General features: G+C 66.6%; 13 protein-coding genes. All 13 read left to right on the forward strand.

From position 1 onward, the window contains the following. Positions 1 to 27: 27 nt before the first annotated feature. The gene (gene uppS / locus M3461_16425) at positions 28 to 726 is read left to right on the forward strand and encodes a polyprenyl diphosphate synthase (protein MDQ3775812.1); all 699 of its coding nucleotides are present in this window, start codon (positions 28 to 30) and stop codon (positions 724 to 726) included. After that, positions 719 to 1,555, forward strand: coding sequence for a phosphatidate cytidylyltransferase (locus M3461_16430; GenBank protein MDQ3775813.1), 837 nt, complete (start codon positions 719 to 721; stop codon positions 1,553 to 1,555). The genes uppS and M3461_16430 overlap by 8 nt, the downstream gene beginning before the upstream one ends. Next, the gene (gene ispC / locus M3461_16435; protein ID MDQ3775814.1) at positions 1,552 to 2,748 is read left to right on the forward strand and encodes a 1-deoxy-D-xylulose-5-phosphate reductoisomerase; all 1,197 of its coding nucleotides are present in this window, start codon (positions 1,552 to 1,554) and stop codon (positions 2,746 to 2,748) included. The genes M3461_16430 and ispC overlap by 4 nt, the downstream gene beginning before the upstream one ends. Next, positions 2,745 to 4,112 carry an RIP metalloprotease RseP gene (gene rseP / locus M3461_16440; protein ID MDQ3775815.1) on the forward strand — a complete coding sequence of 456 codons (1,368 nt, stop codon included), beginning with the start codon at positions 2,745 to 2,747 and terminating at the stop codon, positions 4,110 to 4,112. Before ispC ends, rseP begins: the two co-directional genes overlap by 4 nt. Positions 4,113 to 4,160: 48 nt before the next feature. Further along, positions 4,161 to 6,491, forward strand: coding sequence for an outer membrane protein assembly factor BamA (gene bamA, locus M3461_16445; protein MDQ3775816.1), 2,331 nt, complete (start codon positions 4,161 to 4,163; stop codon positions 6,489 to 6,491). Positions 6,492 to 6,504: 13 nt separating this feature from the next. After that, positions 6,505 to 7,035, forward strand: coding sequence for an OmpH family outer membrane protein (locus M3461_16450; protein ID MDQ3775817.1), 531 nt, complete (start codon positions 6,505 to 6,507; stop codon positions 7,033 to 7,035). 33 nt (positions 7,036 to 7,068) lie between these two features. Further along, positions 7,069 to 8,100, forward strand: coding sequence for a UDP-3-O-(3-hydroxymyristoyl)glucosamine N-acyltransferase (lpxD, locus tag M3461_16455; protein ID MDQ3775818.1), 1,032 nt, complete (start codon positions 7,069 to 7,071; stop codon positions 8,098 to 8,100). 82 nt (positions 8,101 to 8,182) lie between these two features. Further along, positions 8,183 to 8,629 carry a 3-hydroxyacyl-ACP dehydratase FabZ gene (gene fabZ / locus M3461_16460; protein MDQ3775819.1) on the forward strand — a complete coding sequence of 149 codons (447 nt, stop codon included), beginning with the start codon at positions 8,183 to 8,185 and terminating at the stop codon, positions 8,627 to 8,629. A gap of 17 nt (positions 8,630 to 8,646) precedes the next feature. Beyond that, positions 8,647 to 9,468, forward strand: coding sequence for an acyl-ACP--UDP-N-acetylglucosamine O-acyltransferase (lpxA, locus tag M3461_16465; protein MDQ3775820.1), 822 nt, complete (start codon positions 8,647 to 8,649; stop codon positions 9,466 to 9,468). Between the two features lie 16 nt (positions 9,469 to 9,484). Continuing rightward, on the forward strand, positions 9,485 to 10,462 hold the full coding sequence (locus tag M3461_16470; protein MDQ3775821.1) for a Gfo/Idh/MocA family oxidoreductase: 978 nt from the start codon (positions 9,485 to 9,487) through the stop codon (positions 10,460 to 10,462). A 75-nt stretch (positions 10,463 to 10,537) separates the two neighbouring features. Next, positions 10,538 to 11,341: an acyl-ACP--UDP-N-acetylglucosamine O-acyltransferase gene (lpxA, locus tag M3461_16475; protein MDQ3775822.1), complete on the forward strand. Its 804-nt coding sequence runs from the start codon at positions 10,538 to 10,540 to the stop codon at positions 11,339 to 11,341. A gap of 63 nt (positions 11,342 to 11,404) precedes the next feature. After that, on the forward strand, positions 11,405 to 12,544 hold the full coding sequence (gene lpxB, locus M3461_16480; GenBank protein ID MDQ3775823.1) for a lipid-A-disaccharide synthase: 1,140 nt from the start codon (positions 11,405 to 11,407) through the stop codon (positions 12,542 to 12,544). A gap of 164 nt (positions 12,545 to 12,708) precedes the next feature. Next, positions 12,709 to 15,718 (forward strand): pentapeptide repeat-containing protein (locus tag M3461_16485; protein ID MDQ3775824.1); only part of this gene is annotated, 3,010 nt, incomplete at its 3' end.

The raw sequence follows: 15,718 nt of genomic DNA on the forward strand, positions 1-15,718 counted from the left end.
GGGCCCCCGCGCCATATCGCCATCATCATGGACGGCAACGGCCGCTGGGCCGAAAGGCGCCGGCTGCCCCGGATCGCCGGCCATCGAGCGGGGGTCGAGGCGGCGCGGGGGGTGGTGCGCGCGTGCGCCGAGCGCGGCGTCGAGGTGCTCACCCTCTTCGCCTTCAGCAGCGAGAACTGGCGACGCCCGCAACGTGAGGTCGGCCTGCTCATGGAGCTGTTCATGACCTCCCTACAGGACGAAGCGAGCCGCCTCGACGAGCACGATGTACGGGTGCGGTTCATCGGCGATCAAACGCTTTTCCCTCAAAGGCTCCGCGAAGCCATCGCGGAGGCCGAACGCGTCACCTGTCACAATCGCGGGCTCCTGTTGATCATCGCAGCCAACTACGGTGGCCGCTGGGACCTCACCCAGGCGGCACGCGCCCTGGCCCGGAGGGTCGCGGACGGCGATCTGGAGCCCGAGGCGATCGATGAGACGTTACTGACCAGAGAGCTGTGCCTCTACGGGCTCCCCGAGCCCGACCTCTTCGTGCGCACCGGCGGGGAGCAACGCATCAGCAATTTTCTACTGTGGCAGCTCGCCTATACCGAGCTGTACTTCGCCGGGTGCATGTGGCCGGATTTCGGCCCCGCCGAGCTCGAGGACGCACTGCACGCCTTTGCCACGCGCCAGCGCCGCTTCGGGCGCACGGGTGACCAGCTCGAGCCCGCAGAGCATGCTTAAGCACCGTCTCATCACGGCCGGCTGCCTGATCCCGCCGCTGCTCGCGGGCCTGCTGTTGCTGCCGACCCCGGCTATCGCGGTAGTGTTCGCCGTGTTCGCGGGGATCGGCGCCTGGGAATGGGCCAGTCTCGCGGGATGGTCGGAACGGTCTTCGCGGGTCCTGTATTGCCTGATGATCGGGGCCTGCCTGTGGCTCACCTACACCCTCCTCCGCCTGCCCTGGGACGCCGCCGGGCTCTTCGGTGTTTCGGCCCTGCTGCTGTCGTGGTGGGGCCTGTGCGGTTACTGGTTATTCGATTACCAGCGCCAGGGCCTCGGCATCCCGCGCTCACGGCCCCTCCTGACGATGGCCGGACTCCTGGTCGTGGTGCCGGCCTGGGCGGCGATCGTGCGCCTGCACGGGGCCATCGATGCACGGGGTTATCTGGTCGTGTTGCTGCTCTTGATCGTATGGTCCGCGGATACCGGAGCGTTCTTCGTGGGCCGGCGCTATGGCCGCCACCGGCTGGCGGATCGGGTGAGCCCCGGCAAGACCTGGGAGGGGGTCATCGGTGGGCTCCTGGCGGGTGCTTCGGTGGCCCTCCTGTGCTCGGCGCCCCTGGCGCTCCGGCCCCACGAGCGGCTCCTGTTCGTGTTCGTGTGCGTGATCACGGTGTTGTTCTCGGTCCTGGGCGATCTCTTCGAGAGCCTCGTCAAACGCCAGGCGGGGGTCAAGGACAGCGGCCGCCTGCTGCCCGGCCATGGCGGGCTACTGGACCGCATCGACAGCCTCACCGCGGCGGCACCTGTGTTCGCACTCGGGATGGTGATGGTCGGGGTGCCGCTGTGATCGGGCTGACCCTGCTTGGGTCCACCGGCTCCATCGGGGTGAATACCCTGGATGTCGCGGCCCGCCACCCGGATCGCTTCGAGGTCGTGGCGCTGACGGCGCACCGGGATGTGGACGGGCTCAAGGCCCAATGTGAGCGCTGGCGACCGCGCTACGCCGTGATGGCGGATGTAGACTGTGCGGCCGCGCTCGATACCGCGTTGCGCCCCATCTGCCCCGAGATCACGGTGCTCGGCGGCGCTTCCGGCCTCGAAGAGGTCGCCGGCGCCCCGGAGACCGACTACGTGATGGCCGCCATCGTCGGCGCCGCGGGGCTCCTCCCGACCTTGGCCGCGGCGCGCGCCGGCAAACGGGTGTTGCTGGCCAACAAAGAGGCGCTGGTCATGGCCGGCACCCTATTCATGGAGGCCGTGCGCGCCAATGGCGCCGAGCTCCTGCCCATCGACAGCGAGCACAACGCCATCTTTCAATGTCTGCCCACCCAATGTCTGCCCATCAGTTCTCGTGGAGGCCTCGACCACGCGGGCGTGCGGCGCATCTTGTTGACCGGTTCGGGCGGGCCGTTTCGCACCCGGCCGCTGTCCGCGCTCCGTCACGTAACCCCCGACGAGGCCTGTGCCCACCCCAATTGGGTCATGGGACGCAAGATCTCCGTGGATTCCGCGACGCTCATGAACAAGGGCCTGGAGATCGTCGAGGCCTGCTGGCTGTTCGACACCGGTCCGGACCGGGTCGTGGTGGTGGTGCACCCCCAGAGCATCATCCACTCGCTGGTCGAGTACGCGGATGGATCGGTGCTCGCCGAGCTCGGCAATCCCGATATGCGCACCCCCATCGCCCACGCCCTGGCCTGGCCCGAGCGCATCCCCTCGGGTGTCGCGACCCTCGATCTCTTCACCGTCGCCAGGCTCGACTTCGAGCCCCCCGATGCCACGCGCTTTCCCTGCTTGCGGCTGGCGCGCGAGGCGCTCGCGGCCGGCGGCACCGCCACCGCGGTCCTGAACGCCAGCAACGAAGTGGCCGTCGCCGCCTTCCTGGACCGGCAGTTGAGCTTCCTCGACATCCCGGCGGTGGTCGAAGATACCTTGGGGCGGGTGCCGAACCACGCGGGGTCCTCCCTGGAGGCGGTGCTCTGGGCCGATGCCGCGGCGCGCACCGCGGCCACTTCGGCGGTCAGGGCGCGTCCGCTGTGATCGGGTTCTTCTACTCCCTCTTGGCGTTCATCGTGGCCATCGGCCTCCTGGTCGTAGTGCACGAGTTCGGGCACTTCTGGGTGGCGCGCCTGTCGGGGGTCAAGATCCTGCGGTTCTCGGTCGGATTCGGCAGGCCGCTATGGGGCCGGCGCCTGGGTCGCGACCAGACCGAGTTCGTGGTGGCGGCGGTGCCGCTCGGGGGCTATGTCAAGATGCTCGACGAGCGCGAGGGCCCGGTCCCGGACGCCGATGCCCACCGCGAGTTCAACCGCCAGCCGCTCGCGGTGCGGACCGCGATCGTGTCCGCCGGTCCGCTCTTCAATTTTCTCTTCGCCGTCGTGGCCTACTGGGCCATGTTCGTGATCGGCGTCATGGGGCTCAGGCCCCTGATCGGCGAGGTCACGGCGGGCTCCATCGCCGAGCGCGCCGGGCTCCGGGGGGGTGACGAGGTCGTGGCGGTCGAGTCGCGGCCCACCCCGACCTGGGAGGCGGTGGTCTACGCCGGGATCCCCGAGGTCATCGACGGCGGGGCCCTGACCGTCACCGCGCGCGACGCTCGCGGTGCGGATCGGCAGCTCACCCTCGATCTCGGCTCGCTCGGCGTCGACGATCTGAACCGAGGCAACCTCCTCGAGCGGCTCGGCATCCGGCAATACCGCCCGACCCTCCCACCCATCATCGGCGACCTGGTCGCGGGCGAAGCGGCCGAGAAGAGCGGGCTCAAGTCCGGTGATGAGGTGCTGAAGGCGGACGGCGTCGCGATCGAGTCCTGGGACCGCTGGGTCGAGTACGTGCAGGCGCGGCCGGGCCGGCCCATCCAGGTCGAGGTGCTGCGGGGGGGAGAGCCGTTCGGCATCACGCTCACCCCGGAACCCCAGAAGGCCGGCGAGCGGGTCATCGGCCGCATCGGTGCGGGCCCGCGGCCCCCTTCCGATGCCGACCGGACGCTGTTCGCCGTGGAGCGCTACGGGCCCTTGGAGGGAATGGTGCGGGGCGTGGAAAAGACCTGGGAGGTGTCGGCTTTCACCCTCAAGGTGTTCGGGAAGATGCTGGCCGGACAGGCCTCGGTCCAGAACCTGAGCGGCCCCCTCAGCATCGCCCAGTTCGCCGGCCAGTCGGCGAGCCTCGGGGTGGTGCCGTTTCTGCAATTTCTCGGCATCGTCAGCGTGAGCCTCGCGGTGCTGAACCTCCTGCCGATCCCGCTACTGGATGGCGGGCACTTGTTGTATTACCTTATAGAGTTCGTCAGTCGCCGGCCGGTCTCGGTCGCCATGCAGCAGGTGGCGCAGCAGGTGGGGATGGTGATCCTGGCCGGCCTCATGATCATCGCGATCTATAACGACATCGTGCGCATGCTCGGCTAGGACTCGTTCACGAGCAGGGGGGCGGGCGAGTGTCTCCATATAAAAGAGATGTCTCTGGGGAAGACGAAAAGCGGACGTGCGGCGGCGCTCGGCCTCCTATTGGGCCTTTGGGCGTATCCCGTATTCGGGGAAGTGGATCACCGGGGGGAGCGCTTCGTCATCGAGGACATCCGCGTGCAGGGCCTGCGACGGCTGTCGCCCGGCACGGTGTTCAACGCCCTGCCGGTCAAGATCGGCGATGAGTTCGACGAAGACCGCTCGGGCGACGCCATCCGGGCGCTCTTCAAGACCGGGCTTTTCCGAGATGTCCGCATCGAGCGCGACGGCGACGTCTTGATCGTCATCGTCTCCGAGCGCGAGACCGTCTCGCAGATCTCGATCACCGGCAACAGCGACATCAAGACCGAAGACCTGCTCACGGCCTTGAAACCGATCGGGTTCGCGGAAGGCGAGGTATTCGATCGTTCGGTCCTCGATCGCGTGGAGCAGGAGCTTCGGCGCCAGTACTTTTCTCAGGGCAAGTACGGCGTCGAGATCAAATCCCTGGTCGAGTCGCTGGGCGGCAATCGCGTGGCGGTGGGCATCACCATCAAGGAGGGCCGCGCGGCCAAGATCAAGTCCATCAACGTGGTCGGGAACAAGGCCTACGACGACGACGATCTGGTCAAGCAGTTCGAGCTGACCACCGCCACCCTGATCTCGTTCTTCACCAAATCCGACCAGTATTCCAAACAGAAGCTCGCGGGGGACCTCGAGAGTCTGCGCTCGTATTACCTCGACCGGGGCTACATCAATTTCAGCATCGATTCTACCCAGGTCGCCATCACCCCGGACAAGAGCGAGGTCTATATCACCATCAACGTGACCGAGGGCGACCGCTATCGCCTCGCGGGGGTCAACTTGGCCGGCGATCTGATCATCCCGGCCGACGATCTGTTTCCGCTCGTCGCCACCAAGCGCGGCGACATCTTCTCGCGCAAGGCGGTGACCCAGACCAGCACCAATCTCAGCGACCGCCTGGGGGACGAAGGCTATGCCTTCGCCAACGTCAACCCCGTCCCCGAGATCGACAATGCGGGCAAGACCGCGGCCCTGACGTATTTCATCGACCCCGGCAAGCGCGCCTATGTCCGCCGCATCAACTTCGCCGGCAACACCAAGACCCGCGACGAGGTGCTGAGACGCGAGATGCGCCAGCTGGAGGGCGGGTGGTTCTCGACCAGCAAGGTCAATCGCTCCAAGACAAGATTACAGAAGCTCGGTTACTTCGAGGAGGTCAATGTCGAGACCCCCGCGGTCCCCGACACGCCGGACCAGGTGGATACCAACTTCACCGTGATCGAGCGGCCGTCCGGGAATCTATTGTTCGGGCTCGGTTTTTCGCAAAACCAGGGGCTCATCTTCAACACCAGCATCGTCCAGGACAACTTTCTCGGCAGCGGCAACCGCGTCAACTTCGCCTTCAACAACAGCGATGTGAACCGGGTGTTCGCCCTCGGCTATACCAACCCTTATTTCACCATCGACGGCATCAGCCAGGGCTTCGACCTCTCCTATCGCGACACCAACACCAGCCGCGGCACTAGCAATATCACGAGATTCGATTCCACGGTCTTGACCGCGGGCGTCCACTTCGGCATCCCGGTATCGGAATTCAATTTCCTGAACCTCGGCATGGCCTACCAGAAGACCAAGATCGACACGGAATGCCCCGACGATAGGACCGCGGTCGAGATCTGCGATTTCGTGGCCGACAACGGCGAGGACTTCGACGAGATCCGAGTCACCGGGAGCTTCGCCTACGACACCCGCAACAAGGCCCTCCTGCCCGACCGGGGCACCTTCCAACGCTTCCGGACCCAGGTCGCCGTGCCGGGCGCCGAGTTGCAGTACTATAAGGTGGATTACGAGTCCCGCTGGTTCTATCCCATAGTGGAAGACTACGTGCTCGCCTTGCAAGGCCAGGTGGGTTACGGGGACGGTTACGGCGACACCTCCGAGCTGCCGTTCTTCGAAAACTTCTATGCCGGCGGACCGCGCACCGTGCGCGGCTACGAAGAGAACACCCTGGGGCCGGACGATTCCAGGGGCCGGGCGCTCGGCGGGAACTTCCTCCTGGTCGGCAACGCCGATGTGATCCTGCCCGTGCCGTTCCTGCAGGACCTCGAGTCGGTACGCGTGACCGCCTTCGTGGATGCGGGCAACGTCTACGGCGAAGACGAGAATATCGACCTCGGGGACCTCAGATACTCGGTGGGGATTTCGGGCCTTTGGGTATCGCCCTTCGGGGTGCTCACCGTGAGCGTCGCCCAACCCTTCAACGACCAGGACGACGACGACACCCAGCCTTTCCAATTCACCTTCGGTACAAACTTCTAACAGGAGCCTGATCTTGAATAACTCACGGGATCTTTGGTGCGTGGTTTTCTGTTTGACTTGGGCCGGCATCGCGTTTCCGACCCTTGCCCGGCCCGCCGATTTCCGCCTCGGGGTGGTCAATCCCATCAAGGTGCTGGAGGCCGCGCCGCAGGCCGACGACGCGCGCAAGCGCCTGGAGCGCGAGTTTCAGCCGCGCGACAAGACCATCGTCGCCGGGCAAAAGAAGGTCAAGGGCCTGGAGGACAAGCTGGCCAAGGACGGGCCCGGCATGGGCGAGCCCGAGCGCCGCACCTTGGAGCGTAACCTCATCAACGAGAAACGCGAGCTCAAGCGCGATCAGGACGAGTTCCGCGAGGACTTCACCGTGCGGCGCAACGAAGAGTTCGGCAAGATCCAGAAGCAGGTGGTCGAGGCCATCCAGGCCTTCGCCAAGGAGCAGGGTTTCGACATCATCGTGGGTGAAGGCGTCGTCTATGCCAACGACAAGGTCGATGTCACGGCCAAGGTCGTGGAACGGCTGAAGCGCGGCGGTAAGCCGAGATAATCCCCGTCCCGCATCGGGGTCCCCCGCACCTACATGCCCACCCGCCTCGGAGCGCTGGCCGAGCACCTCGGGGCCGAGCTGCACGGGGATGCCGATGTGCTCGTTCATCGCGTCGCCACCCTGGACAGCGCCGGGGGCGGCGATGTCTCGTTCCTCTTCAACCGCCGTTATCGGAAGTTCCTAGCCGTGACCGGCGCCTCGGCGGTGATCCTGGGACATGCCGATCTGGCGGCCTGTCCCGCAGCCGCGCTCGTGACCGACAACCCCTATCTCGGTTATGCACGGGCCGCCGCCCTGCTCCATCCCGGCCCTTGTGTGGTGCCGGGGGTGCATGCCACGGCAGAGGTCGGCAACGGGGCCGAGGTGGACGATAGCGCCGCCATCGGCGCCTATACGGTCGTGGGAGCGGGTGCGATCATCGGGGCATGTGCCGACCTCGGGCCCGCGTGCGTCATCGGATCGGGGGTACGCATCGGGGCGTATACGCGCTTGGTCGCGCGAGTGACGGTGCTGGCCGAGGCCACCCTGGGCCGCCGCTGTCTCGTCCACCCCGGCACCGTGATCGGCGCGGACGGTTTCGGTCTGGCGCGGGAGCGCGGGGTGTGGATCAAGATCCCCCAGATCGGCAGCGTGCATATCGGGGACGACGTCGAGATCGGAGCCAACACCACCATCGACCGGGGCGCCTTGAAAGACACGGTGATCGAGGACGGGGTCAAGCTCGATAACCAGATCCAGATAGGCCATAATGTGCACATCGGCGCGCATAGCGCCATCGCCGGTTGTGTCGGGATCGCCGGCAGCACGCGCATCGGCAAGCGCTGCACGATCGGCGGGGGCGCGGAGTTCGCGGGACATATCGAGATCTGCGACGATGTCGTGATCGGCGGGGCCACCTCGGTGACCAAGTCGATCCGAAAGCCCGGGACCTATTCGGCGGTGTGGCCAGCCAAGGAAGCTCTGGAATGGCGGCGCAGCGTCGGGCGCTTCAACCGTATCGGCCGCCACAATACCGCTGAGCCCCCGGCCGATGAGCCGGTCTCTCCCGTCGGCGACGAAGATTGACGGGGGACGACGGGTGATCCGGGATACGCCGTCCGCGCGTCGCTGACGGATACATTCAAATCTCTTCGAGCATCCCGCGACGATGTTGCTTGATATCCAACAGATCCTCCAGCGCCTCCCCCACCGCTATCCGTTTCTGCTGGTGGATAAGGTGATCGAGTGCCGGACCGGTCAGTCGATCCTGGCGGTGAAAAACGTCTCTTACAACGAACCCTTTTTCTCCGGGCATTTTCCCGGCCGGCCGGTGATGCCCGGGGTCATGATCCTGGAGGCCATGGCCCAGACCACGGCCTTGCTGGCGTTCGGCTCCGAACCCGAGGGATCCCAGCCCGATACCCTCTATTATCTCGTGGGGGTGGATAAGGCCCGGTTCAAGAAGCCTGTGGTACCGGGTGATCAGTTGCTGATGGAGGCACACCTGACGCGCGAGATCCGAGGGATCTATCGCTTCGAAGCAGAGGCCAGGGTCGATGGCAAGTTGGTCGCCAGCGCGGAGATCATGGCCACGCAGGCGTTCGGCCCGCGTTGATCGAGCCCCTGGCGTTGATCGACCCATTGCACGACCCACTATCGTTGATCGAGCCGCAGGCGGACATCGATCCCCGCGCGGTTATCGATCCAGACGCCCGGATCGCCGCCGGTGTCCATGTCGGGCCTTACTCCGTCATCGGCCCCGACGTCGAGATCGGGGAGGGCACCTGGATCGGCCCGCACGTGGTCCTGAACGGCCCGACGCGCATCGGGTGCGACAACCGGATCCATCAGTTCTGCTCCCTCGGCGACGACCCGCAGGACAAGAAATACCGCGGTGAGCGCGCCGAGACCCGCCTGCAGATCGGGGATCGGAACACCATCCGTGAATATTGCACCATGAACCGGGGCACGGTGCAGGGCGGGGGCGTGACCCGCATCGGCGACGACAACTGGATCATGGCCTATGTCCACATCGCGCACGATTGCATCATCGGGAATCATACGGTGTTCGCGAACGGCGCCTCGCTTGCCGGTCACGTGGTGGTCGAGGACCATGCGATCCTGGGCGGCTTCACCCTGGTCCATCAGTTCTGCCGGATCGGTGCCTACAGCTTCTCGGCGTTCTCCTCGACCATCGCCAAGGACCTCCCGCCCTATATGATGGTGTCCCGCGAGTCGGCCAAGGCGCATGGCCTCAATCGGGAGGGTTTGCGACGCCATGGTTGCAGCCCCGAGACCATCGATCTTCTGCGGCGCGCCTACCGCATCCTGTACCGGGAAAACCTGACCGTGGCCGAATCGCTCGCCCTCCTCCGCGAGATGGTCGAGGAATGCCCCGAGGTGCAAAGGCTGGTCGATTTCGTGGCCCAGTCGACGCGCGGCATCATCCGCTGAGAGCCGCCAATAATACGTGAAAAAGCTCAAGGCCGCGGTGATCGGCGCGGGCTATCTCGGTCGTTTTCACGCCGAGAAGTACGCGGCGCTGCCCGAAATCGAGCTCGTGGCGGTGGTGGATGTCGACGAAGGGCGCGCCGAGGCGCTGGCCTCGATGCACGGGGCGCGTGGCGCCACAGACTTCCGCGAGTTGCTCGGCGAGGTCCAGATCGCCTCGGTCGTGGTGCCGACCGACGCCCATTTCCCCATCGCCTGCGCGCTCCTCGGATCCGGGGTGCATGTCTTGGTCGAGAAACCCATGGCCGCCAGTCTGGCGGAGGCCGACCGCATGATCGAGCTGGCCAGGCGCGCGGGCCTGGTGTTGCAGATCGGACACCTGGAGCGTTTCAACGCCGCCCTGCTCGCGCTCGGCGGCATCCTCAACCAACCGCTCTTCATAGAGTCGCATCGCATCGCCGCCTTCGGGCCGCGCGGCCTCGAGGTGAGCGTGGTCCTGGACCTCATGATCCACGATATCGATATCATCTTGAGCATCGTGAAGAGTCCGGTGACGGCCATCCGCCCCACGGGACTGCCGGTCCTGAGCGGGGAGGTGGACATCGCCCACGCGCGGCTCGAATTCGCGAGCGGCTGCGTGGCCAACGTGACCGCGAGCCGCGTGGGCCGGGAGCCGCTGCGCAAGGTGCGGGTGTTCCAACACGATGGCTATATCTCGATCGATTACCTTTGCCGTAAGGTCGCCGTGTGCCGGCGGGAGGGCGGTCCGGAGGGCTTGCGGATCACGACCGAGGAACTGGGCTTCGAAAGGCAGGATGCCCTCCTCATGGAGATCCAGGCCTTCGTCCAGGCGGTCCGCGAGGGTACGCCCGCCGCCGTCACCGGCGAAGAGGGCCGAGCCGCGCTGGCGGTGGCGCTCGCCATCTCCGAGGCCATCCGGGATCAGGAGGCCGCGTTCCGGGCGCGCGGCGTCTTTGTGCCGGAGAACCCAATCTAGCCGGTCGACGGTCGGAACCGAGGCCCTATCGTCTTCATAAATGTACATGGCGCGTTTTCCGGTCCCGTCGATCCCGTGAGCACGCTTGGATCCGATAGGGTTGGGCCCCGCATCCACCCGAGCGCCATCGTCGATCCCGGCGCGCGTCTCGCCGAGGGCATCGAGATCGGCCCGTACGCCGTCATCGAGGCCGACGTCGAGATCGGTCCGGACTGCCGGATCGCGGCCCATGCCGTGATCAAACGCTACACGCGGATGGGCCGCGGCAACCGGGTCCACGAGCACGCGGTGCTCGGCGGGACGCCGCAGGACCTGGCCTTCAGGGGTGTGCAGAGCGGCCTCGAGATCGGCGACGGCAACACCATACGCGAGGGCGTGACCCTGCATCGGGCCACCCGTGAGGGCCACTGCACACGCATCGGGGACGGCACTTTCCTCATGGCCTATTCCCATGTCGCCCACGATTGCACGGTCGGCAGCCACGTGGTGATCGCCAACGGGGCGTGCCTGGGCGGACACGTCTCGGTCGGGGAGCGCGCCTTCCTGTCGGCCGCCGTCGCGGTCCATCAGTTCTGCCGCATCGGGCGGTTGTGCATGGTCTCCGGGCTCGCCGGGGTCAACATGGACTGCCTCCCCTTCACCCTGGTCACCGGGGCCCCGGCGCGGGTGGTCGGGCTCAACAAGGTCGGGCTCCAGCGCGCCGGCATGGACCCCGAGGCCATCGCGGATCTCAAGCGCGCCTTCCAGCGTTTGTTCGCAGAGGCGGGCGCCACGCGCGAGGCCCTGGCGGCGCTCTCGGAGCAGTCATCCCCGCTGGTGCGGGAGTGGGTGGAGTTCATCCGGGGCTCGTCGCGCGGTTTCGCACGACAGTGCCCTTGAACGGCGGCGCGCGCCGCCCCTGTCGGGCCATGATCCGTATCGGGCCATGATCCGAATTGCCCGATGATCCGAATCGGCATCGTCGCCGGCGAGGCCTCCGGCGATCGGCTCGCGGCCGGCCTCATCGCCGCCCTCCGCGCGCGCTCTGGGACGATAGAGGTCGAGGGCGTCGCCGGGCCGGCCATGATCGCCGAGGGATGTCGGGCCCTCTACCCCTCCGAGCGGCTGGCGGTGATGGGGATCCCGGAGGTGGTCCGGCGTTATGCCGAGCTATCCCGCATGCGGCGCGCGCTCATCGGGCATTTCACCGCGCATCCTCCGGACTGTTTCATCGGGGTCGATGCCCCGGAGTTCAACCTACGGCTCTTGGCGCGTCTTCGCGCGCGCGGCATACGGACGGTGCAGTACGTGAGCCCACAGGTATGGGCCTGGCGCGAGGGGCGGGTGAGGCTCATCGCGCGCGCCGTCGATCTCATGCTGGTGTTGTTTCCCTTCGAAGAGGTGTATTACCGAAATCACCAGGTTCCGGTCCGCTACGTCGGCCACCCGCTGGCCGATGAACCGGCCGCGGCGCTCGATCAGGCCGGCCTGCGCGGGGCCCTGGGACTGTCTCGAAACGGCCCGCTCCTCACGCTCTTGCCGGGCAGCCGCAGCAACGAATGGCGTTACCACGTGACTCCCTTCGTCGAGACCGCCGCCTGGCTGCACGACCGACACTCAGGACTGCGCTTCGCGGTGGCGGCGGTATCCGGAGAGGCGCGCACCGCGTTCGAACAGGCATTATCCCGGTCGGCCCCCGAGCTTCCGGCGACCGTCATCCTCGGGCGGGCGCGTGAGGTGATAGCCGCGGCGGATGCGGTGCTAACCGTATCGGGGACGGCTGCCCTCGAGTGCCTCTTGGCGCACAGGCCCATGGTGGTGACCTACCGCATGGCGGCGGTGAGCTATCTGGTCGCGCGGCTCCTGGTGCGCGTGCCGTATTTCTCCCTGCCGAACCTGCTCGCAGGACGGCGGCTGGTCCCCGAGTTCTTGCAGGGCGACGTGCGTGCCGAGTGTCTCGGACCCGAGCTTCTGCGCTTGCTCAACGGCGGAGAGGAGATCGCGCTCCTGGAACGTGAGCTGGCCGCGATCCAGCGCGCGCTCCGCCGCGATGCCAGCCGCACGGCCGCGGACGCGGTGCTCGGCCTGATCGGGCGCTCTTGACCGTCCTCCACAGAGCGGCCCGCCCCTTTCGCAGCATGGCGCCTTGGGCGGGAATCTCGAGTCTGCGATCACCCGCCGTAGCAAAACCGTAGACTTCGTTCTTGACTTTTCGGTTTCGGGCGGTACCCTATATCGTAGTTACCTCGTAGACAACGGAGAAGGACATGCCGACCAGGCCGCTTTCCGCCGCTGCCCTGGCGCGTTCGGCCAAGGCCCTGCGCGAGGAATTGGGCAAAGCCGACCACGACCGATTTGACAGGCTCATCGAGCTCATCGGCGAGGACGGCGCCATCAATCTCGCGCGCGCCTTGGAGTCGCTCTATCCCGGGTCGGCGCGCGAGGCGGCGCTCACTAGTTTCCGGCAGTTTCGAGCGCGCCTCAAGGCCGCAGCGCGGGAAGCCGGCATCGAGCTGGATCTCGTGGTGGACACCCAGACCCGCGCGGCTCCAGATGCACGCCGCGCCTGGTTCGAGGGCGCCGACGACGTAGCGCGCGCGGCCGCCGGCTACACCGAGGGCGAGACCGCCGGTGTCGAACGCGTCGGGCAAACTGCTGTCGAGCTGACCGAGGTCAAGGAGGGTAAACAAGTCGTTCGCTACTTCATCTCCTACGCACACAAGGACAAGGGGCTCAAGCAACGTCTCATCGATCTCCTCGGAGCCTTGCTCGATGGTTCCAAACACTACCGGTTCGAGCCCTGGGACGACGCCGAGATCCTGCCGGGCGAGGAATGGCATACCAAGATCCAGCACGCCATCGCGCGCTGCCAGTTTGGTCTCCTGCTGGTGAGCCCGGAGTTCCTAAGAAGCCGTTATATCAGCGGGCAGGAGCTACCGAGCTTCGTCGCGCACGGTAGCCCGGAACCCACCAAGCGCGCCATCCCGGTGGCCCTGAGGCGTGTCCCCTTCGACGACACGATCGATCTCAAGGGTTTGGAGCGGCTGCAGGTCTTTCACGATTCGGGCGACAAAGCCTTCGTCGAGCGCACGACCGACAAGACGCGCGATGACTTCGCCCGCGAGCTGTTTCAGCAGATCGTGAGGGTCGTATCGCAGCAGACGCGACCACCGGCACCCCCCGAGCCGCAAGCCGGTTCGCGGGTCGAAGTGCAGCTCCACCGGCAAATCGAGAAGTTTGAAAAGCGCTCTTTCGTGGCGACGCGGGGCATCGCCAGCAGCCTCGAAAAGCTGGAACCGGAGAGACGAGAAAACGCGCCCGGGGCACGGGGCGATGCGCTCGACTATCTCATGGATTGGGTCTCGAACCCCGAATCGCAGCCCTACTGCGCGCTACTAGGGGATCTCGGCTTTGGCAAGACCACGACGTGCATGGCCTTCGCCAAGCGCCTGCTGGATGCGCGCGGCGGGACTCCCTTGCTGCCGCGCCCGATCTTTCTCGATCTGCGCCACCTGGGCGAGATCGCCGCCCGCGAGCCCGACCTCGCGGAGATCCTCACCCAGGTGCTCAAGCAAAGCTGGCGCTCCGGCTCCGCCGAGACCTCGCTTTCTGCACCGGACATCATTCGCCTGGTGCAAGAGGAGGGCGCGGTTGCCATCTTCGACGGTCTGGACGAGGTGCTGGTGCATCTGAGCCCCGGTGCGGGACAGCGTTTCACGCGCCAGCTCTTCCGTATCCTCCCGCCCCGTCTCGCCCCGCGCCCGCAACGCGCGCGCCGCGGGCGCCTGCTCGTGAGTTGCCGCACCCATTACTTCCGCACGCTGCGCGATCAGAAGACCCACTTCACCAGCGAGGATCGGGACGGGATCAGCCCCGAGGACTTTCGCGCCTTCGTGCTGCTGCCTTTCGACGAGGCGCAGGTCCGCGAGTATTTGAGGATCACTCTGCCCGGCGAGGAACCCGAGCGCGTCCTGGGGCTCATCGGCGCCGTGCACAACCTCTCCGAGATGGCGGAGCGGCCATACACCTTGAGCCTGATCGCTCGGCACATCCCCGAGATCGAGCGCTGGAAACTCGAAGGCCGCAAGGTCACGGGCGCATTGCTTTACGGCCACATGGTGCGCTCCTGGCTAGAGCGCGACCGAGGTAAGCACCAGCTCGCGCCCGACCACAAGGAATGGCTCATGGAGCACTGCGCCGCCGAGCTATGGCGCTCCGGGGACCGGCTCTGGGAGATCGGCCGGCTCGAGCAATGGCTCGTCGATTTCCTGGGCGCACATCCCGGGATCGCTGCCCACTACACGACCCGCGATCGCGAGTTGCTCAAGGAAGACCTGCGCACCGCCACCTTTCTGGTGCGCGAGGGCGAGGACCGCTTCCGCTTCGCCCATACCTCGCTCCTGGAATTCTTCCTCGCGCGCTATCTGTACCGTGCGCTCCTCGAAAGCGCGCCCGAGCGCTGGGCGCTACCGATCGCCAGCCCCGAGACACTGGACTTCCTCGGCCAGATGCTGGAGGAGAACACCGGTCGAGAAACCGCGCTCGCCGCCTTGCGGGCCCTGCGCGACGCCTACCGTCCGCTGGCGAGCGAGCAGACACTGCGCTACGCCTTGATCGCCGCCGAGAAGGGCTATCCGGCTGCGGCGCTTGCGCGCGCAAGGCTCGAAGGCGCAGATCTGCGGGCATGGGTGATCGCGGGGCGCGAGGCCGCGCCCCTGAATCTCAGTGGGGGTGTGTTTCGCGGGGCCAACCTGTCCGGCGCGCGCATCGAGCACACACGGTTGGACGGGGCCGATTTCACCGGGGCGGACCTCGCGCGCACCGAGCTTTTCCATGTCCGGGCGGAGGAAGGCCGCTTCGATGGCGCGAAACTCACGGGGACCCTGTTCCGCGACGCCCGTCTCCGCGGCGCGAGCTTCCTGGAAGCCCGCTGCCATCGTGCCCAGTGGCTGGGCTGTCTGTTGCAGGACACCCGTGGCCTGCCCGAAGGCCCGCCTGCGGCGTTCTTCGCCCGCTGTGAGCCCCCACGTGAAACTGGGGTGAAGTCCCCGGTACGCCTCGCGAGCTTTACCGGGCATACGGTGGAGGTCTTGGCCTGTGCCTACTCCCCCGATGGGCGGAACATCGTCTCGGCCTCGCGGGACCAGACACTGCGGGTCTGGGACGCCCAGACGGGCGAGCCACTCCTGACACTGATGGGGCATACGGGCCCGGTGTCGGACTGCGCCTATTCCCCCGATGGCCGGCACCTCGCCTCGGCCTCGTTCGACCAGACCC

It is taken from the genome of Pseudomonadota bacterium, assembly GCA_030860485.1.
GTDB lineage: Bacteria > Pseudomonadota > Gammaproteobacteria > JACCXJ01 > JACCXJ01 > JACCXJ01.